16 protein-coding genes are annotated in these 20,568 nt (G+C 75.1%); 6 read left to right on the top strand and 10 right to left on the bottom strand.

Features of this window, described 5'->3' with window-relative positions:
- The first annotated feature begins 95 nt into the window (after positions 1-95).
- Positions 96-1,193, top strand: coding sequence for a MerR family transcriptional regulator (locus ACFQ8C_RS08590; RefSeq protein ID WP_383453617.1), 1,098 nt, complete (start codon positions 96-98; stop codon positions 1,191-1,193).
- A 12-nt stretch (positions 1,194-1,205) separates the two neighbouring features.
- Here the strand turns inward: ACFQ8C_RS08590 and ACFQ8C_RS08585 are convergent, their stop codons facing one another.
- The 7 genes from ACFQ8C_RS08585 to ACFQ8C_RS08555 form a co-directional block, all read right to left on the bottom strand.
- A complete protein-coding gene (locus ACFQ8C_RS08585) occupies positions 1,206-2,030 on the bottom strand; it encodes a DUF1295 domain-containing protein (RefSeq protein WP_383453615.1) in 825 nt (274 codons plus the stop codon).
- Positions 2,031-2,205: 175 nt separating this feature from the next.
- Entirely contained in the window at positions 2,206-3,516 is a 1,311-nt protein-coding gene (locus tag ACFQ8C_RS08580; protein WP_383453613.1) for a class I SAM-dependent methyltransferase, read from the bottom strand.
- Positions 3,513-4,271 (bottom strand): DUF1365 domain-containing protein, encoded by a 759-nt coding sequence (locus ACFQ8C_RS08575; RefSeq protein ID WP_383453611.1) that lies wholly within the window; start codon positions 4,269-4,271, stop codon positions 3,513-3,515. Before ACFQ8C_RS08575 ends, ACFQ8C_RS08580 begins: the two co-directional genes overlap by 4 nt.
- Positions 4,271-5,524, bottom strand: coding sequence for an NAD(P)/FAD-dependent oxidoreductase (locus tag ACFQ8C_RS08570; RefSeq protein WP_383453610.1), 1,254 nt, complete (start codon positions 5,522-5,524; stop codon positions 4,271-4,273). The genes ACFQ8C_RS08575 and ACFQ8C_RS08570 overlap by 1 nt, the downstream gene beginning before the upstream one ends.
- A 105-nt stretch (positions 5,525-5,629) precedes the next feature.
- Positions 5,630-6,292, bottom strand: coding sequence for a sigma-70 family RNA polymerase sigma factor (locus ACFQ8C_RS08565; protein WP_383453608.1), 663 nt, complete (start codon positions 6,290-6,292; stop codon positions 5,630-5,632).
- Positions 6,293-6,566: 274 nt separating this feature from the next.
- Positions 6,567-7,940 (bottom strand): cryptochrome/photolyase family protein, encoded by a 1,374-nt coding sequence (locus tag ACFQ8C_RS08560; protein ID WP_383453607.1) that lies wholly within the window; start codon positions 7,938-7,940, stop codon positions 6,567-6,569.
- Positions 7,941-8,127: 187 nt separating this feature from the next.
- Positions 8,128-9,714, bottom strand: a complete 1,587-nt coding sequence (locus tag ACFQ8C_RS08555) for an SDR family oxidoreductase (RefSeq protein WP_383453605.1) — start codon at positions 9,712-9,714, stop codon at positions 8,128-8,130.
- Between the two features lie 509 nt (positions 9,715-10,223).
- On the opposite strand from ACFQ8C_RS08555, the gene ACFQ8C_RS08550 reads away from it, so the two are divergent.
- Complete coding sequence (locus ACFQ8C_RS08550) at positions 10,224-11,717, top strand: PP2C family protein-serine/threonine phosphatase (RefSeq protein ID WP_383453603.1); 1,494 nt, start codon at positions 10,224-10,226, stop codon at positions 11,715-11,717.
- A 44-nt stretch (positions 11,718-11,761) separates the two neighbouring features.
- On the opposite strand, the gene ACFQ8C_RS08545 is transcribed toward ACFQ8C_RS08550, so the two are convergent.
- Together ACFQ8C_RS08545 and ACFQ8C_RS08540 are read right to left on the bottom strand one after the other, a co-directional pair.
- Positions 11,762-12,643 carry a diacylglycerol/lipid kinase family protein gene (locus ACFQ8C_RS08545; RefSeq protein WP_383453601.1) on the bottom strand — a complete coding sequence of 294 codons (882 nt, stop codon included), beginning with the start codon at positions 12,641-12,643 and terminating at the stop codon, positions 11,762-11,764.
- Positions 12,644-12,705: 62 nt separating this feature from the next.
- The gene (locus ACFQ8C_RS08540; RefSeq protein ID WP_383453599.1) at positions 12,706-14,301 is read right to left on the bottom strand and encodes an FAD-binding oxidoreductase; all 1,596 of its coding nucleotides are present in this window, start codon (positions 14,299-14,301) and stop codon (positions 12,706-12,708) included.
- A 74-nt stretch (positions 14,302-14,375) separates the two neighbouring features.
- On the opposite strand from ACFQ8C_RS08540, the gene ACFQ8C_RS08535 reads away from it, so the two are divergent.
- Both ACFQ8C_RS08535 and ACFQ8C_RS08530 read left to right on the top strand, forming a co-directional pair.
- Entirely contained in the window at positions 14,376-14,975 is a 600-nt protein-coding gene (locus ACFQ8C_RS08535; protein ID WP_383453597.1) for a TetR/AcrR family transcriptional regulator, read from the top strand.
- Positions 14,972-16,549, top strand: a complete 1,578-nt coding sequence (locus ACFQ8C_RS08530; protein WP_383453596.1) for a glycerol-3-phosphate dehydrogenase/oxidase — start codon at positions 14,972-14,974, stop codon at positions 16,547-16,549. Before ACFQ8C_RS08535 ends, ACFQ8C_RS08530 begins: the two co-directional genes overlap by 4 nt.
- A 143-nt stretch (positions 16,550-16,692) precedes the next feature.
- Here the strand turns inward: ACFQ8C_RS08530 and ACFQ8C_RS08525 are convergent, their stop codons facing one another.
- Positions 16,693-17,814 carry a PP2C family protein-serine/threonine phosphatase gene (locus ACFQ8C_RS08525; protein WP_383453594.1) on the bottom strand — a complete coding sequence of 374 codons (1,122 nt, stop codon included), beginning with the start codon at positions 17,812-17,814 and terminating at the stop codon, positions 16,693-16,695.
- 323 nt (positions 17,815-18,137) lie between these two features.
- On the opposite strand from ACFQ8C_RS08525, the gene ACFQ8C_RS08520 reads away from it, so the two are divergent.
- Together ACFQ8C_RS08520 and ACFQ8C_RS08515 are read left to right on the top strand one after the other, a co-directional pair.
- Positions 18,138-19,274, top strand: coding sequence for a cellulose binding domain-containing protein (locus tag ACFQ8C_RS08520; protein WP_383453592.1), 1,137 nt, complete (start codon positions 18,138-18,140; stop codon positions 19,272-19,274).
- Positions 19,275-19,413: 139 nt separating this feature from the next.
- Entirely contained in the window at positions 19,414-20,529 is a 1,116-nt protein-coding gene (locus tag ACFQ8C_RS08515; RefSeq protein WP_383453591.1) for a lytic polysaccharide monooxygenase, read from the top strand.
- Positions 20,530-20,568: the final 39 nt, after the last annotated feature.

The following is a 20,568-nucleotide window of genomic DNA, read 5'->3' as shown; positions in this document are numbered from 1 at the left end:
ACCGGGCCCGACCGGCCGGGCCGTCCCGGCGTCCGTCGCGCGGTTCCGCGCCGGCCGGGGAAGCTCGCATCGTTTCCGCATCGTACGGTGGAGGCATGGACGACATGGACGACACCGAGCACGGGACGACCACGGGCACCGTGGCCCGGCGTCTGGGGGTCTCCCCCACCACCGTGCGTTCCTGGGACCGGCGGTACGGGATCGGTCCCGCCGTCCGCGCGGACGGGCGGCACCGGCGGTGGAGCCCCGCGGACGTCGCGATGCTGGAGGAGATGTGCCGTCTCACCGCGTCGGGCGTCCCGCCCGCCGAGGCGGCGCGGGCCGCCCGGCAGGTGCGGGCCGCCCGGGAGGCGGGGCCCTCGGAGGCCCGGCCCTCGGCGGTGCGGGAGGGACGGCGCGCCACCGCGGTCGACGCCCCGGCAGCCGACGGCACCGAGCCGGTCACGTCCCTCCCGGAACCTCCTGCGGCGCCCGCGGCCGGGCGCACGGCGGGCGGCGGTCTGCCGCTGGGCGCCGTGCGGCAGGAGAGCCGCGGGCTCGCCCGTGCCGCCGTGCGCCTCGACGGGCCCGCCATGGAGGAACTGCTCCGGGCGGCGCTGGCGGAGTACGGGCTGGTCGCCACCTGGGAGGAGATCATGGCCCCGACGCTGCACGCGGTGGGCCGGAAGTGGGAGTCGTCCGGCGACCGCTACGTCGAGGTGGAGCACCTGCTCTCCTGGCACATCTCCACGGCGCTGCGGCGGGCCGCCGTGACGGGACCGGCGCCCGCCTCCCCCGCCCCGCCGGTCGTGCTGGCCTGCGTCCCGTCGGAGCAGCACACGCTGCCGCTGGAGGCGCTCACCGCCGGCCTCGCCGAACGGGGACTGCCGACCCGGATGTTCGGCGCGGCCGTGCCCGCCGAGGCCCTCGACGCGGCGGTCCGGCGGATGGGGCCGCGCGCCGTCGTCCTCTGGTCCCAGGCACGCTCCACCGCGAACCACGCGCTGGCCCGGCACGTCGCGGGGACGGCGTTCGGGGTACCGGGCGCGCGCACCGCTCCCCTGGTCCTCCTCGCGGGCCCCGGCTGGCTCGGCCGGGCGCCCGCTCCGGGCACGGCACGCCCCACCGGCCTGCGCGAGGCGCTCGGCGTCGTCTCCCGGCTGTACGGGGAGCCGGAGGAACGGGAGGAGCGGGCCGGAGGCGCCGGGACCTGAGCCCCGCCGCCCTCACGGACGGGGCCGGGCCGCCGGCCGCTGCCGGGGCGGCAGGGGGACGAAGCCGCTGGTGCGCCTCCGGTAGGCCGCGTACCCCGGACGTTCGGCCATGTGGGCCTCCAGGAGCCGTTTGCCGCTGCCCCAGATGAGCAGGCCGCTCATCACCAGGGGGGAGACGAGGGTCGGCAGGGCTGTCTGCCAGGTGGCGCAGGCCGTGAGGTACAGGCCCCACCAGACCAGGAAGTCGCCGAAGTAGTTGGGGTGGCGGGTCCAGCCCCACAGTCCCCGGTCCATGACGCGTCCCCGGTTGGCCGGGTCCGCCTTGAAGCGGGCGAGCTGGTGGTCCCCGACCGCCTCGAAGGCGAGGCCGGCCGCCCACACGGCCAGGCCGAGGTACGCCGTCGCCTCCAGTGGCCGGGGCAGCAGGACCGCGAACTGCACGGGGAGGGAGACGAGCCAGACCAGGGCGCCCTGGAGGAGGTAGACCTTCCCCAGGGCGTGGAGGGTGGGGTTGCCGCGGGAGCGGGCGAGCATCCGCGCGTACCGGGGATCCTCGCCGTGGCCGCGGGCGCGCCAGGCGATGTGGAGCGCGAGCCGCAGTCCCCAGACGACGGTGGCGAGGGCGACGGCGGTCCGGCGGACGTCGTCGCCGTGCCCGGCCGCCAGGAACCAGGCCACGACGGCGACGGCCGCGAAGGCGACCCCCCAGGCGACGTCGACGACCCGGTGCGTCCGCCTGACGGTGCCGACCGCGAAGGCGATCAGCATGACGGTGAGCGCGGCGGCCGCCGAGGCGGCGAGGACGGTGCCGAGGACCGCGGTGTCGACGGCGCTCATGACGCCTCCCTTGAGCCGCCCGCCGGGGCGGGGGGCGGTGCTGCCGCGAGGCGTGCGCCTGCGCCGGGGTCTTCGCCGGGTACGGCCGCGAGGCGTGCGCCTGCGCCGGGGCCCTCACCGGATGCGGGCGCGGGGCCGGCGAGGGGGCGTTCGGTCCGGGCGGGGCGGGCCGGGTTCACCGGTCCGGCTCCGTGTCGGCGGCGGTGAGCCGGAGCTGGCGGACGTCGAGGTAGCCGGAGCGGAATCCGGCCTCGGAGTAGGCGAGGTAGAACTCCCACATGCGCCGGAAGACGGCGTCGAAGCCGAGGGCCGTCACGGCGGCCTCCTGGTGGAGGAAACGCGCGCGCCACTGGTGGAGGGTCTCGGCGTAGTGGTCGCCGTATCCCGTGTCGTGGGTGATGCGCAGACCGGAGGCGGCGCTCTCGCGGGCGAGGGCCTCCGGGGAGGGGATCAGGCCTCCGGGGAAGACGTACTTGCTGATCCAGGTGTGGGTGCGGGCGGTGGCGAGCATCCGTTCGTGCGGCATGGTGATGGCCTGGAGCGCGACGCGACCGCCCGGGGCGAGGAGGCGGCGGAGCGCGGTGAAGTAGTCGGGCCAGAACTCGGCGCCGACGGCCTCGATCATCTCCACGCTCACGACGGCGTCGTAACGACCCCGGACGTGCCGGTAGTCGAGCAGTTCGACGCTGACCCGGTCGGCGACACCGGCCAGGGCGACACGACGGCGGGCGAGCGCGAGCTGTTCCTCGGAGAGGGTGACGGTACGGACGCGGGCGCCGCGGGCGGCGGCGCGGATCGCGAGTTCGCCCCACCCGGTGCCGATCTCCAGCAGTTCGGTTCCCGGGCCGGTGTCCGCGAGGTCGAGGAGCAGGTCGATCTTGCGGTGCTGGGCAGCGGCGAAGGCCGCGTCGGGGAGGACTTCCGAGGCGTGTGGCAGGGGGTCGAAGACCGCCGAGGAGTAGCCGAGACCGGGGTCGAGGAAGAGGGCGAAGAGCTCGTTGGAGAGGTCGTAGTGGCGGTGGATGTTCTCGCGGGCCCCGTCGGGGGTGTTGAGGTCGGCCTCGGGCCTGCGCCGGACCCAGGCGCCCCGGAGCCGGCGCAGCGCGGCGGGGACGAGGTCGTCGACGTGGCGGGCGAGGACGGTGAGGACGCCGACGAGGTCGTCGGCGTCCCACTCCCCGGCCATGTACGACTCGCCGAAGCCGATCAGCCCGTCGGCGCCGACGCGGCGGTGGAAGGCGTCCGGGTCGTGGAGCGTGAGCGTCGGCGCGGAGGTGTCGTCGCCGGTCCGCGGGGCCGCGAGGGGGATGCCCCGGCCCGTCCGTATCCGCAGGGGCAGCCGGCCGAGGGCGCGCTCCACGAGCAGCCGGGCGACGGCGGTCCGCGCGGCGGAGGCGCGCGGCAGCCGGGCGACCTCGGGCCAGCGGTGCGGGTCGACCGGAACGCGGCCGGCGCGCACGGCGGGCGGAGGAGGCGAGAGGGTCACGGGGTGCCTTCCTGCTGGAGGGGGACTGTCGGAGGGGTCCCGGCGGGGCGGGGCCGGACGGGAAGACCCTTGAGGTAGAGGCGGACGCCGTGGCGGCGGATGCCGAGGGAGACGGCGGCGGTCGACCAGGGGTGGCGGAGCGCGGCCGCGAGCAGGGCGCCCGGACCGGCCGGCCTGCGGGTGCCGCGGACGGTGGCCGTCAGGGGGCGGGAACCGTCCGTGTGGCGGAGCTGGACGGTCAGGTCGAGGCGGTCCCCGGGAAGCGGCAGGCGCATGCGGTAGGCGCCCTCGACGTCGAGGAACGGGGAGACGTAGAACTCCTTGGCCGTCTCGGCGCGGCCCTGTGCGTCGGGGTGCAGCAGGTACGCGTGGCGTCCGCCGTACGTGTTGTGCACCTCGGCGACGACACAGACGGGGCGGTCGGCGCGGTCGTGGCACCAGTACAGGGTGAGCGGGTTGAAGACATGGCCGAGCACGCGCGCGTGGGCCAGCATCAGGACCCGCCCGTCCGCCGCCCGCTCGCCGTGGGCGGCGAGGCACGCGTCGAGGCCGGCCCGCAGGGTGGGGGCGTCGCCGTCGAAGTGGTCGGCCGGGTCGAAGCGGGCGAGGGGGCGCAGCGGACGGGGCAGGACGGGCAGGTCGTCGAGGTCGACCAGCCACATGTAGGTGCGGTGGCGGAGCGCGTGACGGATCGGGGTGACACGGGTGTGGGCGATCTCGGTCTCGTACAGGGCCGGTACGGCGGCGGGGTTCATCACGGCGCTCCCAGGTGGCGGGCGGCCTCGACGCCCGAGCGGCAGCCGTCCTCGTGGAAGCCCCAGCCGTGGTAGGCGCCCGCGTACGCGGTGACGCCGGTGCGGAGGGTGGGCAGGAGGCGCTGGGCGGCCACGGACTCCGGCGTGTAGACGGGGTGTTCGTACGTCATGCGGGCCAGGACGGTCGACTCGTCGACGCGGTCGTCGGGGTTGAGGGTGACGATGTGCGGTCGGTCGGTGCGGAGCCGCTGGAGCCGGTTCATGTCGTAGCTGACCTGTACGGCGCCGGGGCGGGCCGTGCAGGAGGGCAGCAGGTAGTTCCAGGACGCGCGGGCGTGCGGCGAGCGCGGCAGGACGCTCGCGTCGCGGTGCAGCACGGTGGGGTTGCGGGAGTAGGTGAACGCGCCGAGGACGCTCCGCTCCTGCTCGGTGGGGTCGGCGAGGAGCCGCAGGGCCTGGTCGGGGTGGACCGCGATCACGACGGCGGCGTGCTCCGTCGACTCGCCGTCGGCGGTGACGACCGTGGCGCGGTCGCCGCCGCGGCTCACGGCCCGTACCGGGGTCGCGGTCCGTACGGAGGCGACCGACTTGGCGACGCGCTCGACGTACGCCGCGGATCCGCCGGTGACGGTCTTCCACTGCGGGGACCCCTTCACCGAGAGGAGCCCGTGGTGGTCGAGGAAGCGGAAGAGGTAGACGGCGGGGTAGCGCAGGGCCGTGTCGGGGGCGCAGGACCACACGGCGGCGACGAGGGGGATCGCGAAGTGGCTGACGAAGTGGGCGGAAAAGCGGTGGGCGCGGAGGAAGTCGCCGAGGGTGAGCGTCATGTCGTCGGCGGCCAGCAGGCCGCGTGCGGCGCGGTGGAAGCGGGGGACGTCGGCGAGCGTCAGCAGGTACCGGCCCCGGCGGGCGTTGCCGCCGCCGAGCAGGCCGCGCGGGCCCCGCGCCCCCGCGTACTCCAGGCCGCATCCGTCGCAGCGGACGGACATGCTCATCTCCGCGTCCTGCGTCGTGACCCCCAACTCGCGGAAGAGGCGCAGGAGGTGGGGGTAGGTGCGCTCGTTGTGGACGATGAAGCCGGTGTCGACGTGGAGCGTTCCGCCTTCGGGCGCGGGCAGTTCGTGGGTGTGCGCGTGGCCGCCGAGCCGGTCCTCCGACTCGTACAGCACGACGTCGTGCGTACGGGACAGGAGATGGGCCGCGGTGAGGCCCGCCACGCCCGCCCCCACCACGGCGACGCTTCGTCCGTTCATCGTTCCCCATTCCTCGTGTGGCCTGTGTCGGGTCGGGTTGGTCGGGTTGGTCGGGTCGGTGTGCTGTGCGCCGTGGTGTGCCGGGCGGCGGCCGGACCGGGGCCGTCAGCGGCCCACGGCGGGACCGGCACCGGCGAGTTCGAGGCTGTGCCGCATGCGCTGGAGGCCGCGGCGGGCGTGGCTCTTGACCGTGCCCAGCGGCAGGCCGGTGCGGTCGGCGATCTGGGTCTGGGTCAGGTCGGCGAAGTAGGCGAGTGCGAGCACGTCGCGCTGGACCCGGGGCAGCCTGGCCAGTTCCTCGGTGACGACCATGCGGTCGAGGATCCGCTGGGGCTCCTCGTCCGTCCGGTCCTGGTGCTCCAGGGACGCGCCGAGGGTCGCCGCGAGTTCGGTGCGGCGGGTGCGGGCGGTCAGCGTGTCGGCGATCTTGCGTCGGGTGATGCCGATGAGCCAGGCCGGGAGAGTGCCCCGTTCGGGGCGGAAGTTGGCCCGGCCCCGCCAGGCGGCCACGAACACCTGCTGGGTGACGTCCTCCGCCTCGCGGGGGTCGCCGAGGGCACGGGCCGCCAGGGTGTGGACCAGGCGGCCCCAGCGCTGGTAGGCGGCGGCCAGGCAGTGCTCGTCTCCGCCGACGAGGCCGCGGGCGATCCGGTCGTCGGCGGCGGAGGCGTGGACGGCGGAGGCGTGGACGGCGGCGCCGGCGGCGGAGGCGGCCGGGTCGGCGGAGGCGGCGGCAGCAGGGGCTCCGGTCGGCCGGTGTGCGGTCATGGCGCTTCCTCCTCCGGGTGGTGGAGCGAGCGTCCACCGGGATTGCCGCCCCGCTCCGGGAGCGGCGCTTCCGGGGCCTCGGTGACCCCGTGCCCCCTCACGGTCCTTCCGGCGCCCCCTCCTCCACAAGTCGCATCGGTTTCGCATCGAAAGGTCCCCCCGCCCACGCGAGCGCGCCCCGGGCCAGGGGATACGCCGTACGACGCACGAGGCCCGACGCACGAGGCCCGACGCACCCGGGGGCCGACGCACCCGGGCCGAGGGGTGGACCGGATCAGGCGGGGCCGCGGAGCCGGAGGAAGCGCTCCCGCCCCTCGGAGAGTTCGATCAGCGGGTCCGGGTAGTCGAAGGCCGCCCGGTCGAGTCCGGTCAGTCGCCAGGGCTCGTGGAGGGCCGGCCCTTCGAGGCCCGCGAGCTCCGGGACCCAGCGGCGGACGTAGCCGCCCTCGGGGTCGTACCGCTTGGCCTGCGCGACGGGGTTGAGGACGCGGTTGGGGCGGGTGTCCGTGCCGGTGCCGGCCACCCACTGCCAGTTGAGCTGGTTGTTCGCGACGTCGCCGTCCACCAGCAGGCCGAGGAAGTGGCGCGCGCCTTCGCGCCAGTCGACGCAGAGCGTCTTCGACAGGAAGGAGGCGGTGATCAGCCTGCCTCGGTTGTGCATCCACCCCTCGTGGGCGAGCTGCCGCATGGCGGCGTCGACGACGGGATAGCCGGTGCGCCCCTCCCGCCAGGCGGCGAGGTCCGCCTCGGCGTCCGCGCCCACCCGCCAGCGCCCGGGCCGGGACCGGTAGTCGGCCCCGGCCGCCCCGGGGCGCGCGGCCAGCACCTGGTGGTGGAAGTCCCGCCAGCAGAGCTGCCGTACGAACGCGTCGGCGCCCGCGCCGCCCCGCCTGGCCGCCCGGTGCACCGCCTCGGTGGCGGAGAGGGCGCCGAAGTGCAGGTAGGGCGAGAGCCGGGAGGTGGCGTCGCCCGCCAGGTCGTCGTGGCGCTCCTCGTACGCGTCGAGGCCACCGGACAGCCACGAGGCGAGTCGTTCGCGGCCCGCGCTCTCCCCTCCCGCGAGGAGGGCCGGCGACACGTCCGAGACGGCGGAGCGCCGGGGGACGGGCTCCGAGCGCACGCCCGAGGGGACGCGCAGCTTCCTCGGCGCGGCGAAGGGGGCCCGCAGCGGCTGGGCGGCCCAGCGGCGGTGATAGGGCGTGAAGACGGCGAAGTGGTCCGACCCCTGCGGGACGACCTCGCCGGGCGGGACGACGGTGACGACGCCGTCGTGCACGTACAGGCGGCGGCCGTCCTCCTCCAGCACCTTGCGCAGCCGGGCCTCCCGCCTGCGGGCGAAGTCCGTCACTCCGGCGGCCATGTGGACCTCGTCGGCGTCGGTCCGCCGCACCAGGTCCCGCACCTCGGCGACCGTGTCGCCCTCCCGCACCACGAGCCGGCCGCCCCGCTCCTTCAGGGCCCGGTCGAGGTCCTCCAGGCAGTCGGCGAGGAACGCCAGCCGGTTGGGCGCCGCGAACCCCGCGCGGTCCACGGCCGGGTCGCGGACGAACACCGGCACCACCTCGTCCGACCCCTGGGCCGCGGCCCTGAGCGGCGGATGGTCGTGGACCCTGAGGTCGGAGGTGTACAGAACGACGGAGACGGTCATCGCGCTCTCCCTGCTCGGCCGCCGGTCGCGGACGCGCGGCGCCGCGCCGGGGTACTGGTGTGGCACTCCTGCGTCTTCGGTTCCACGTTTTCCGGGCTGCCGGATGCGCGCGGACCCGTCGCTTCGTCTCGCCCGCGCCGCCGCCCGTGGTCGCGCGGGCCATGGCGGTCCCGGCCCGGGCGGGGGATCACCCGCGGCCCGGCGCCGGGCCCGTCCCCGCGCTCTCCGCCCCGGCGCCTTCCGTCCCCACGCCCTCCGTCCCGGTGCTTCCGGTCCCCGCGCTCTCCGTCTCGGCGGTCCGGGCGATGTTCCTGGCCATGCCGCCGAAGACGACGGCGTGGAACGGCGTCACGCCCCACCAGTAGACCTGCCCGGCGAGGCCGCGCGGGTGGAAGAGCGCCCGTTGCCGGTACGACGTCCGGCCCCGCTCGTCCACGTCGACGGCCATCTCCAGCCAGGCGAGCCCCGGCAGGCGCATCTCCGCCCGGAGGCGGAGCAGGCGCCCGCGGTCGATCGCCTCCACGCGCCAGAAGTCCAGCGCGTCGCCGACCCGGAGACGCTCCGCGTCCCTGCGTCCCCGGCGCAGCCCCACTCCTCCGGCGAACCGGTCGGCCCACCCCCGGACGGCCCAGGCCAGCGGGAAGGAGTACCAGCCGTTCTCCCCGCCGACCCCCTCGATGACCCGCCACAGCGCTTCGGGGCTCGCGTCGACGGTGCGGGAGCGTTCGTCCTCGTAGAGGCTGCCGCCCGCCCAGTCCGGGTCGGTCGGCAGCGGGTCGCTCGGCGCTCCGGGGGGCGAGGCCGTGGACCAGCGGGTGGTGACCCGCGCCTCCCGCACGCGGCGCAGGGCCAGCCGGAGCGCCTCGTCGAAGGAGAGGGGGCGGCCGGGCCCGTCGGGGACGTAGCGGGTGATGTCGTTCTCGGTGCGGACCACCTCGTGCCGGAGCGACTCGGTGAGGGGCCGGGCCAGGGAGGCCGGCACCGGCGTGACGAGGCCGATCCACTGGCTGGACAGCCGGGGGGTGAGGACCGGAACGGGCACGATGACGCGCCTGCGGAGCCCCGCGACCCGCGCGTACCGCACCATCATCTCCCGGTACGTGAGCACGTCGGGCCCCCCGACGTCGAAGGTCCGGTTCACGTCGGCCGGCAGTTCGGCGCTCCCCGCCAGGTACCTGAGCACGTCACGGACCGCGATGGGCTGGACGCGGGTGCCGACCCAGCTGGGGGTGACCATGACGGGCAGCCGCTCGGTGAGGTACCGGAGCATCTCGAAGGAGGCCGATCCCGAGCCGATGACGACGGCGGCCCGCAGGACGGCGGTGGGGACGCCCGAGTCGAGGAGGATGCGGCCCACCTCGGTGCGGGAGCGCAGGTGCGGCGAGAGCTCGTCCTCCGGCACTCCGCGCGGGGTCAGACCGCCCAGGTAGACGATGCGCCGCACGCCGGCGGAACGGGCCTCGGCGGCGAAGGTGCGGGCGGCGAGCCGGTCGGCGTCCTCGAAGCGCGCCGTCGAACTCATGGAGTGGACGAGGTAGTAGGCGACGTCGACCCCGGCGAACGCCTCGCGGAGGCTCTCGGCGACCGTCACGTCACCGCGCACCGTCTCCACCCGGTCGGCCCAGGGGAAGTCGCGCAGCTTGTCCGGATGCCTGGCGAGGCAGCGCACGCGGTACTTCCTGTCGAGCAGCTCCGGTACGAGCCGGCCCCCGATGTAGCCGCTCGCGCCGGTGACCAGGCAGAGGGCGCCTTCGGTCGGAGTGGGAGTGTCCATGCGCTGATCCGTTTCACCGAGTGCCGTGGCGTACACGTGCCATGGGTTTCTTCGTCATCACGGGGGCCGACGGATGCGGCCCGCTCCGGCGTCCACCCGGAGGCCTCACCTCGCGCGCGGCCCGCCCGCGGCGCGCACGGTCTCGGGCGGGGCCTCCGAGTGGACGCCGGCGGCGGCGCCACGGTGCCCGCCGGGTCGTGCCGTGACCGCGTCGGTGGCGGAGACGGCGCCCGCGTACGTCTTCCTCGCCTCCGCTTCCTCGCCTCCGCGCAGGCCTCCTCCCTCACCGGTGAGGGCGTCGACGCCACCGGCGGGACCCCTGCCGTGAACCCGGGCGGTACGCGGGGCGTCGAACCGGGTGCCGGGGTGTCCCACGGCGACAGGCCGGGCTCGGAGTGCTGGATTCCCCCGGTGCGGACAGGCATGCTGACGGCAGACCGGGCATATGGGTGTCGACCGGCTCGACCGCTGCCGCACCCGGCGCGGCAGCGGTCGGAACGGGAAGGTCCGTGGCCTGGGGAAGCCGTATCGTCCGTCCGTTCCGATCGGCCACGGGGGCCCTGCTCGCGGCGCTGGCCGTCGCCGTCGCGCTCACGGTCATCGACGTCCTGATCGCGGTGCAGGTGCGTACCGGACCCTCGATGGACTCCGGCCGGGCCGAGAACGCCACCCGCGGCATCGCCGGGCTCTTCTCCGTCGTCCACGAGAGCGAGGAGAGCCGGCACACGCTCGCCGCTTCGTCGGGGACCGCGCCCGTACCGGAGGAGTACGCGGACCGGGCCCTCGCCGTCGCGGCCGACCTCACCCACGACACCGACGCCCTCGGGCTGGACTCCGAGGGCACCGCCCTGCACTCCGCCCTCGCCACCTGGGTCGTCAACCCCGCCGCCGGCATCCAGCCCCTCCTCACCACGGCGGACCGGCTGACCTCCGCGCTCGACGCCCGCAAGGACCAGGCCCGCCAGGAGGCCGAGACCGCGCGGAACACGCTCTTCGCGCTCCACTGCGTCTTCATCACCGTTCTGCTGCTGTCGCTCGGCGGCCTGGTGTGGACGGTGTGGCGCAGGATCATCCGTCCGCTCGCCGACCTGGAGGCCCACCTCGGCAGCACCGCGGCCGAGCCCCCGGCCCCGCCCTCGGGGCGCGGCGGCCACGGCTGGCTGGGCGGGGTATGGGGCGAGGCGGAGCGCACCCTGCTCCTGCTGAGGCAGTCCCGGCACCATGCCACCCAGGCCGACCGGGCGCTGCGTACCGACGCCGCGACCTCCCTCGGCCTGCGCCGGATCCTCACCGCCCAGCACGCCCCGGGCCCGGACGTGGACGCCCACGGCGAGCTCATGGCGGCGGAGGGGGTGATCGCGGGCGACTTCTTCGACACCCTCACCCTGTCCGACGGCACCACGGCCCTCGTCCAGGGCGACGTCGCGGGCCACGGCGTCGAGGCGGGACTGCTGGCCGTCCAGACCAAGAGCGCCGTCCTCTCCGCACTGCGCCTCAGCCGCGATCCCCAAAGCGCCGCCGCGGCCGCCTGGTCGATGCTCGCCACGGAGGACGAACGGTTCACCACCCTGGTCATCGCCGTGCTCGACCCCTGTCGCGGCACCCTGCGCTGGCTCAACGCCGGCCACGAGATCGCGCGGCTGCGGCGGGCGGACGGCACCGTCGAGGACCTGGCACCGACCGGTCCGGTGATCGGCCCGTTCATCGCCGTCCCCGACGGCACCTGGTCCGTCGCGACGACCACGCTGTCCCCGGGTGACCTCGTCGTGCTCGCCACGGACGGTCTGACCGAGGCCCGGGGCGCCGACGGCGTCATGCTCGGCGAGCAGACCGTCACCGGTCTCATCCGCGCCCTCGGCCCGGACCCGCGCGAGGCGGTCCGCCGGCTCCACCTCGCCGTCCAGCGGCACGGCGCCGACTGGGAGCGCGACGACACCACCGTCCTCGCCGCCACCCTCGTCGTCCCGGCCGCCCCCCGGCCCGAGGACGGCCCGGCCCCCTGACGCGACGACGCGTCAGGGGGCCGGTGCGGCACGTCCGGTCGCGGTCAGGCCAGCACGCGGAGAGCCGCGGGCCTCGCCCTGAGGGTCACCGGGAGGGTCGCGTCGACCTCGCCGTCCGCGCCGTACGGCAGGGGGCGGTCGGCTTCGATGCGGGCCTCCTTGCCCCGCAGGATCTCGATCTGGGGGCGGTTCACGTGCGCGCCCGTCTTCAGTTCGTTCATCATGGCGAAGAAGAGACGCTTGGGCGCCTCCTTGATCACCACGATGTCGAGGAGGCCGTCGTCGAGCCGCGCGCCCGGGGCGATGTTCCTCCCGAATCCGTAGAAGCCGGAGTTGGCCGCGACGACGGTGTAGCCGGTGCGCTCGTGGCGGACCCCGTCGAGGGTGATGCGGTACGCGGCGGGCTTCCAGGCGAGGACCGCCCGGAGACCGCCCGCGTAGTAGGAGGCCGCGCCGCGGAGCAGACGGGAGGTGTTGGCGTGGCGGTTGGCCACCGCGTCGACACCCGCGTACACGCTGCCGAGGACGCAGGTCCCCTGGTGCCGGGCGGACTCCACCTCGATGGTGTCCACGGCCCGCGGTTCGCCGTCGAGCAGCACCTTGGCGAGGCCCGGGGCGTCGGTGGGCAGTCCCAGGGCGCGCGCGAAGTCGTTGCCGCGGCCCGCGGGGACCAGGCCGAAGACCGTGTCCGTGCCGCTGAGCGCGCCGCCGACGGTGCCGGCCATGCCGTCACCGCCGACGGCCAGCACGACGTGCCCCTTCGCTCCGGCGTCCCGGGCGAGTTCCCGCGCGTGTTCCAGGCTGCGGCTGTAGACGGTGTCGAGCCGTGCGCCCGCCTCCCTCAGCAACCGGGCCAGAGGGAGCAGGCTCGCCGTGCCGCTGGATCCCCCTGCGGTGGGGTTGACGACGGCGGTGAACTGTCGCATGGATCTGGCCTCCGGGCGGCAGAAGAAGGGTTCGGGAGGGATAGGAGTTCGGGTGGCGGTGCTCAGTGGACGGGGATCAGGACCCCGGGGCTGAGCACGCCGGACGGGTCGACCTCGGCCTTGACGGCCTGCAGCATGCGGATGCCGAGGGGGCCGATCTCCTGGGCGTACCAGTCGCGGTGGTCGGTGCCGACGCCGTGGTGGTGGCTGATGGTGCCGCCCGCCGCCAGGATCGCGTCGTTCGCGGCCCGCTTCACCGGCGCCCAGTGCGCGACGGCGTCCTCCCCCTGCGCGGAGACGACCGTGAAGTACAGCGAGGCGCCGTTCTCGTACGTGTGCGAGATGTGGCACATGACGAGCGGCGGGGTGCCGGCCTCGGTCAGGGTGCGGGTCAGCGCGTCGCGTACCGCCGCGTACAGGCCGGGGATCGCGGACCAGAAGGCCGCCGTCTCCAGCGTCTCGGCGAACGCGCCGGCGTCGAGCAGCGCGTCGCGCAGGTAGGGCGCGTTGTAGCGGCCGTGCTCCCACTTGTCGCCGGCCTCCTCGCCGACGAACTCGCCGTCGCAGGCGAGGAGGACCTCCCGCGCGGCGGCGCGGCGGGCGGCCGTGTCGGCGTCCGTGCCCTCGAAGCCGACGATGGCCATGCAGCCGGGGTTCTCAGGGAGTTCGGCGCTGCCGATGGCGTCCGGCTGGGCGAGTCCGACGAAGGTCTCGGACTCGTCCGAGAGTCGCAGCACCGTGGGCCGCGGGCCGTCCTGGGCGAGGCGGCGCAGTGCGTCCGTGCCCGCCTCGAAGGAGGCGAAGCGCCAGGCCTCGTAGATCCGCTTCCGCGGCAGCGGGCGGATGCGCACGGTCACCGAGGTGATCACTCCGAGGGCGCCCTCGGAGCCGAGGATCAGCTGGCGCAGGTCGGGGCCGGCGGCGGAGCGCGGGGCGCGACCGCTGCGCAGGGTGCCCTCGGGGGTGGCGACCTCCAGGCCGACGACCATCTCGTCGAAGCGGCCGTAGCCGGCCGAGGCCTGGCCGCTGGAGCGGGCCGCGGCGAACCCGCCGATGGTGGCCCATTCGAAGGACTGCGGGAAGTGGCCGAGCGTCCAGCCCCGCTCGTTGAGCAGCGCCTCGCACTGCGGGCCGCGCAGGCCGGGCTGGAGGGTCGCGGTGCGCGACACCTCGTCGACGGCGACGAGCCGGTCGAGCCGGCGGAGGTCCAGGGCGACGAAGGGCCGTTTCGTGGTGGGCGCGAGGCCGCCGACGACGGAGGTGCCGCCGCCGAACGGGACGGCGGAGAGGCCGTGGTCCGCGCAGGCCCGCAGGACGGCGAGGACCTCGTCGTGGGTGTCGGGGAGCACGACGGCGGCCGGGATGTCGTCGACCTCGCCGGCGCGGATGCGCAGCAGGTCGGGGGTCGACTTGCCCCGGGTGTGCCGGATGCGGGTCTCCGCGTCGTCCCGCAGGCCGTCGGGCGCGGCGACGGCGGCGCGGAGCGCGCTCGCCGCTTCTCCGGTCAGTGCCGGGACGGGTACGTCGATGTCGGCGAGGACGGACGGGCCGGTCTCTCGCGGGGTGACGCCGAGCAGGTCCCGCAGCAGGCCGGTGACCGATTCGGGCAGGGGTGCCGCCTTGGCCGGGTCGCCCCAGCCACTCCACAACATGTCCACTTCGAGAGGTTCCTCACGGTCTGTTTCGCGAACGGCGCTGCCACTCGGCCCGCGCTGGCATTACACTGTGACAGATGACGCCCATTCGTCACAACCATGCGGACGCAGATCCCGTACTCGACGCCGCACGCGACTGCGTGCTCGCCGTCGGCGTGCGGCGAACCACCCTCACCGACGTCGCCCGGCGGGCCGGCGTGTCCCGGATGACGCTGTACCGGCGCTGGCCCGACGTGCGCACCCTCGTCGGCGACCTGATGACCCGTGAGTGGATCGCCGCCGCCGCCGGCGCCATGCCGCCCCCCGACGACGACCGGCCCGAACGGGTACGGATCGTCGAGGGGCTGGTCGCCGGAGTCGCGGCGTTCCGGGCCCATCCGCTGTTCCGGAAGATCCTCGACGTCGACCCCGAGCTGCTGCTGCCGTACGTCCTCGACCGGCGCGGCGCCAGCCAGGACGCCCTCCTCGGGCTCCTCGTCACGGCGCTGGACGAGGGCCACGACGACGGTTCGGTCCGCCGCGCGCACGCCGACCTGCAGGCCCGGTCCCTCCTGCTCGTCGTCCAGTCCTTCACGCTCTCGCTGGGCACCATGGCCGACGAGACCGATCCCGAACTGAGCGAAGCCGCCTTCCTCGAAGAGCTGCGCACCCTGCTGGAGAGGACCCTCACCCCATGAACCCCACGAGCAGCACCGCCCTGCCCGGGTCCTCGCTCGACGCCGAGCGGCGCCGGCGCGAACTGGACCGGCTCGCCGACGGCGACAGCGGCGCCGTCGTCGACGTCCTGGTCGTCGGGCTCGGCGCCACCGGAGCCGGAGCCGCGCTCGACGCGGCCACCCGCGGGCTCACGGTCGCCGCGATCGACGCCCACGACCTCGCGTTCGGCACCTCCCGCTGGAGCTCCAAGCTGATCCACGGCGGACTGCGCTACCTCGCCTCCGGACAGCTCGACGTCGCCCACGAGAGCGCCGTCGAACGCGGCATCCTGATGGAGCGCACCGCCCCCCACCTGGTGCGCGCCCAGCCGTTCGTCCTGCCGCTCACCCCGCTCGTCAGCCGCGGCCAGGCCGCCCTCGCCCGCGCCGGGTTCCTCGCGGGCGACCTGCTGCGCGTCGGCGCCCGCACCTCCCGCCGCACCCTGCCGCAGCCGCGCGCGCTGTCCGCCGTCGAGACCCGCCACCTCGCCCCGGCCCTGCGCCGGGTCGGGCTGCGCGGCGGACTCCTCTCCTGGGACGGACGGCTCACCGACGACGCGCGTCTGGTCACGGCGATCGCCCGCACCGCCGCCCTCCACGGCGCCCGCGTCCTCACCCGGGCGCGCGCCCTGGAACTCGACGGCGGCGGCGCGCTGGTCCGCGACGAGACCACCGGACAGGAGCTCCGCATCCGCGCCCGCGCGGTCGTCAACGCGGCCGGCGTCTGGGCGGGCGGTCTCGTCGACGACGTACGCCTGCGCCCCTCGCGCGGCACCCACCTCGTCCTGCGCTCCGAGACCCTCGGCCGTCTCTCCGCCGGCCTGCACATCCCCATCCCCGGCGAGACGAACCGCTTCGTCCTGGTCCTGCCGCAGGGCGACGGGCGGGTGTACGTCGGCCTGACCGACGAGCCCGTGGACGGCGACGTCCCCGATGTGCCGGAGGTCCCCGAGACCGACATCGGCTTCCTCCTCGACGTCCTCGGCTCGGCGCTCGACGTCACCGTCCACCGCTCCGACGTGGTCGGGGCGTTCGCGGGTCTGCGGCCCCTGCTCGACACGCGGGACGCGACGGGCCGCACGGCCGACATCTCACGCAGGCACGCGGTGCTCACCTCCCCCGACGGCGTCGTCACCGTCGTCGGCGGGAAGCTGACCACGTACCGCCGCATGGCCCAGGACGCCGTCGACGCCGTCGTGGCCGCCCGCGACCTGGACGCGGGCCCGTGCCGCACCGCGACCCTCCCCCTCGTCGGCGCCGCGCGGCCGGAGGCCCTCGCGGGCCTGGGCGTGCCGACCCGCCTCGTCCAGCGCTACGGCTCCGAGGCGCCGGCCGTCCACGCCCTCGGCCTCGCGGATCCCTCGCTCGCCGAACCCGTCGTGCCGGGCCACACCGTCACCGGCGCCGAACTCGTCTGGGCGGTCCGCCACGAAGGCGCCCTCGACACCTCGGACCTCCTCGACCGCCGCACCCGCATCGGCCTGGTCCCGGAGGACCGCGCCAAGGCCGAGGAGGCGGCCCGGGCCGCCCTGGCCCGAACGGCCCCGGTGGGGTGAGCGAACGGTGCCCCCGCCCGGCCTTCGGGCGGGGGCACCGGCCCGTACTCCCGGGCACCCGGTGACACGGCCCGGCGCCAGGACTCCCCGCCGTCGGCCGCGGTCCCGGCCGCACCGCCCCCTCACCCCTCACCCCTCACCCCTCACCCCTCACCCGGAGCGTCCAGGGTGAGGATCAGCAGGGTGACGTCGTCCTGGATCCTGGGAGCGAAGCGGCTCAGGTCGTCCCAGATCTCGCCGGGCAGCCCGTCCAGGCCGACACCGGTCATACCGGCCAGACGCTCGACGAAGGGGTAGAAGGCGCCGGAGGCGTCCCGCGCCTCCAGGACACCGTCCGACGCCAGGAGCAGCCGGGCCCCGGGCGGCAGCTCCACCGTGGCGGCGGTCCCGGGCATGACGCCGGCGAGGCCCAGCCCCAGGGGCGGTCCGGGGTCGAGCTCCAGGGTGTTCACGGCTCCGCCGCGCAGCAGGACCGGCGGCGGGTGGCCGCAGGCCAGGACACGGACCTCGCGGCCGTGCGGGGCGAAGTCCAGGAGGACGGCCGTGGCGAAGAGCTCCGCGTGCTCCGTCGACGCCGAGTCGACCACGAGCCTGCGGTCCAGCCGCGCCGCGATCGACTCCGCGTCCACGTCGTCCAGTACGGCCTCGCGGAACGCCCCCAGGACGGAGGCGACCGTCGCGACGGCCGCCAGACCGTGCCCCTGTACGTCGCCGAGGACCGCCCGCACCCCGTGGGGGCCGGGCCGGACGTCGAAGAAGTCGCCCCCCACCAGCGTGCCGCGCTCGGCGGCGCGGTACAGGCTCGCGCAGCGCACCGGCCCCACCCGTCTCCGCACGTCCGGGACGACGGCCCGCTGGGCCGTCTCGGCGACGGCGCGTTCCAGATCGAGCTGCTCGTCCCGGCGCCCGCGGACGAAGGACACGAAGACGCTCAGGGTCGCGACGAAACCGAGGGTGAAGAGGTCGGTGTTCCCGGGCCGGTTCAGATGGAAGACGGGAACGGTCAGGAGCACGATCGTCGCCGCCCCGAGGAAGGCCGTGGCCAGCGGTCCGTAGGCCAGGACGGCCAGCGGGGACACCGCGCCGAGCAGGAAGCCGATGTCCAGCGGGAACGAGTCGGTGAGGGACGCCGCCCCGACCCCGACGAGCAGCAGCACGGGCAGGACCCGCACCCAGCGGGGCGGCGGCGCCCCGCGCAGCCAGCTCCGCCGGTACGCGCCGGTCGCCGCCTCCCCCTGCCGCACCGCCTTCCCCTGCTTCACCACACCACCAGGCTCCTACGCCGGAGTGCGCCGCGCATTCCACGGCCCCGCCGCCGGGAGCGGGAGCGCCGCGGCCCTTCCCCGGCCGGGGCGACCGCTCCGGCCCGGTCGGCGGCCTCCGCCCCGCGGTCCGGGAGGGTCGGCGCCGCCGCACCCGCCCCATCGCACCGCCCCGACGGGTTGTCAGGTACGCCTCCAACTCCTACAGTGCGTCCAGAACCCCCGCGTGGGAGCGCTCCCACGCATCTGTACTCCCCGCCGTCACGGCAGACACGCCCCCTCCCTTCCGCGCCCCTCACAGGCCGCCCCTCCCCAGGAGGTCCCACGTGCGAGCGACCCCCCACCGTCCCAGGACCGCGCTCGGCGCGCTGCTCCTCGCCTTCGCCACCGTGGTGGCGATCCTCGTGGGCACCGCGCCGGCGGCCCACGCCGACACCCTGATCTGCGAGCAGTACGGCACGACCACGATCCAGGGCCGGTACGTCGTCCAGAACAACCGCTGGGGCACCGGCGCGACCCAGTGCGTCACCGCCACCGCCACGGGCTTCCGGGTGACCCAGGCCGACGGGTCCGTGCCGACCGACGGTCCCCCGAAGTCCTACCCGTCGCTCTTCAACGGCTGCCACTACACCCGCTGCTCGCCGGGCACCGCCCTCCCCGCGCGGATCGACGGCATCGCCGGAGCCCCGAGCGGCATCTCGTACGGCTTCGTCGGCGACGCGGTCTACAACGCCTCGTACGACATCTGGCTGGACCCGACGCCCCGGACCGACGGCGTGAACCGGACCGAGATCATGATCTGGTTCCACAAGACGGGCCCGGTCCAGCCGATCGGCTCACCGGTCGGCACCGCCACCGTGGGCGGTCGCTCCTGGCAGGTGTGGACGGGCGGCAACGGTTCCAACGACGTCATCTCCTTCGTCGCGCCGTCCGCGCTCGCGGACTGGAGCTTCGACGTCATGGACTTCGTCCGGGAGACCGTCTCCCGGGGCATGGCCCGGAACGACTGGTACCTGACGAGCGTCCAGGCCGGCTTCGAGCCGTGGCAGAACGGCGCCGGGCTCACGGTGAACTCCTTCTCCTCCGCGGTGAACCTCGGCACCCCGCCCACCGGACCCGAGGAGCCCGGGCCCGGCGAGCCGAACCCGTCGGCATCCTGCCGGGTGACGGTCGCGCCCACCGTGTGGACCGGCGGCTTCACCGCGAACGTCACCGTCGCCAACACCGGTTCGGCGGCCGTCGAGCCCTGGAAGCTGGCCTTCACCCTGCCCGCGGGGCACCAGGTCACCCAGGCGTGGAACGCCGTCGTCTCCCCGTCCTCCGGCGCGGTGACGGCGACCGCCCTCACCCACAACGCGCGGATCCCGGCCGGAGGCAGCCAGAGCTTCGGCTTCCAGGGAACGTACAGCGGCACCTTCGCCCCACCGTCCGCCTTCAGCCTCGGCGGCGTGGCCTGCGCGTGACCCGAGGCACGCCCCCACCCCACTCTCCCGTCCCTCCGCCTTCCGCCCGCCTCCACCCCCTCCCCCGACCCTCGACGGACAGCGCCAGAAGGAGAGCACCGAACGGACGCACCTCCCCCACACACCCACAGGAGACACGATGGCTGGACGCAAGAAGCGGCTCGCCCCACTGGCGGCCCTGCTCGCGACCCTGCTCGCCGGAATCGGCCTGACCTTGCTGGGCCAGAGCAGCGCGCAGGCACACGGCGTCACGATGACGCCCGGATCACGCACGTACCTGTGCTGGGTGGACGCCAAGACCAGCACCGGCAGCCTGGACCCGACCAACCCCGCCTGCAAGGCGGCGCTCGCCGAGAGCGGGCCGAACTCGCTGTACAACTGGTTCGCCGTACTGGACTCGAACGCGGGCGGGCGCGGCGCCGGTTACGTACCGGACGGCACGCTGTGCAGTGCCGGCGACCGGTCCCCGTACGACTTCACCGGCTACAACGCGGCCCGTTCCGACTGGCCTCGCACGCATCTCACCTCCGGGCGGACGATCCAGGTCAAGCACAGCAACTGGGCCGCCCACCCGGGTTCCTTCCGGGTGTACCTCTCCAAGCCCGGATACTCCCCGGCGACCGAACTGGGCTGGGACGACCTGGAGTTGATCCAGACGGTCACCGACCCTCCGCAGACGGGCTCCCCGGGCACGGACGGCGGGCACTACTACTGGGACCTGAACCTCCCGTCGGGACGTTCGGGTGACGCGGTGCTCTTCGTCCAGTGGGTCCGCTCGGACAGCCAGGAGAACTTCTTCTCCTGCTCCGACATCGTCTTCGACGGCGGCAACGGCGAGGTGACCGGCATCCGCGGCTCGGGCGGCACGCCCACACCTACGCCTACTCCGACTCCCACGCCCACCCCCTCGGAGCCGACCCCGACTCCGACCCCGACCGACCCGCACACCGGGTGCATGGCCGTCTACACCGTCGTCAACGCCTGGAGCGGCGGCTTCCAGGGCTCCGTCGAGGTGATGAACCACGCCACGACGGCGCGCGACGGCTGGGCGGTGCGCTGGACCCCGGGCGCCGGCACCCGGGTCGGCAACCTGTGGAACGGCGCTCTGACCTCCGGCACCGACGGCACGCTCACCGTCAGGAACGTCGACTACAACCGGACCATCCCTCCGGACGGCAGCGTCACCTTCGGGTTCACCGCGACCTCGACCGGAAACGACCACCCGGTCGGATCCGTCGTCTGCGTCACCCCGTGACCTCCCTCCACCACCCCTGAGGAGCGAGGGGCCGTTTCC

Source organism: Streptomyces sp. NPDC056503, from assembly GCF_042794995.1.
In the GTDB taxonomy this organism is placed as follows: domain Bacteria; phylum Actinomycetota; class Actinomycetes; order Streptomycetales; family Streptomycetaceae; genus Streptomyces.
The sequence above is the reverse complement of the archived record's forward strand: the minus strand, read 5'-3'. Positions and strand labels throughout refer to the sequence as shown.

What these genes read in the sequence shown, in the direction of transcription:
- ACFQ8C_RS08590 (WP_383453617.1), top strand. Translation starts at nt 96, where the DNA reads ATGGACGACATGGACGACACCGAGCACGGGACGACCACGGGCACCGTG.
- ACFQ8C_RS08585 (WP_383453615.1), bottom strand. Translation starts at nt 2,030, where the DNA reads ATGAGCGCCGTCGACACCGCGGTCCTCGGCACCGTCCTCGCCGCCTCG.
- ACFQ8C_RS08575 (WP_383453611.1), bottom strand. Translation starts at nt 4,271, where the DNA reads ATGAACCCCGCCGCCGTACCGGCCCTGTACGAGACCGAGATCGCCCAC.
- ACFQ8C_RS08570 (WP_383453610.1), bottom strand. Translation starts at nt 5,524, where the DNA reads ATGAACGGACGAAGCGTCGCCGTGGTGGGGGCGGGCGTGGCGGGCCTC.
- ACFQ8C_RS08565 (WP_383453608.1), bottom strand. Translation starts at nt 6,292, where the DNA reads ATGACCGCACACCGGCCGACCGGAGCCCCTGCTGCCGCCGCCTCCGCC.
- ACFQ8C_RS08560 (WP_383453607.1), bottom strand. Translation starts at nt 7,940, where the DNA reads ATGACCGTCTCCGTCGTTCTGTACACCTCCGACCTCAGGGTCCACGAC.
- ACFQ8C_RS08555 (WP_383453605.1), bottom strand. Translation starts at nt 9,714, where the DNA reads ATGGACACTCCCACTCCGACCGAAGGCGCCCTCTGCCTGGTCACCGGC.
- ACFQ8C_RS08545 (WP_383453601.1), bottom strand. Translation starts at nt 12,643, where the DNA reads ATGCGACAGTTCACCGCCGTCGTCAACCCCACCGCAGGGGGATCCAGC.
- ACFQ8C_RS08535 (WP_383453597.1), top strand. Translation starts at nt 14,376, where the DNA reads ATGACGCCCATTCGTCACAACCATGCGGACGCAGATCCCGTACTCGAC.
- ACFQ8C_RS08530 (WP_383453596.1), top strand. Translation starts at nt 14,972, where the DNA reads ATGAACCCCACGAGCAGCACCGCCCTGCCCGGGTCCTCGCTCGACGCC.
- ACFQ8C_RS08515 (WP_383453591.1), top strand. Translation starts at nt 19,414, where the DNA reads ATGGCTGGACGCAAGAAGCGGCTCGCCCCACTGGCGGCCCTGCTCGCG.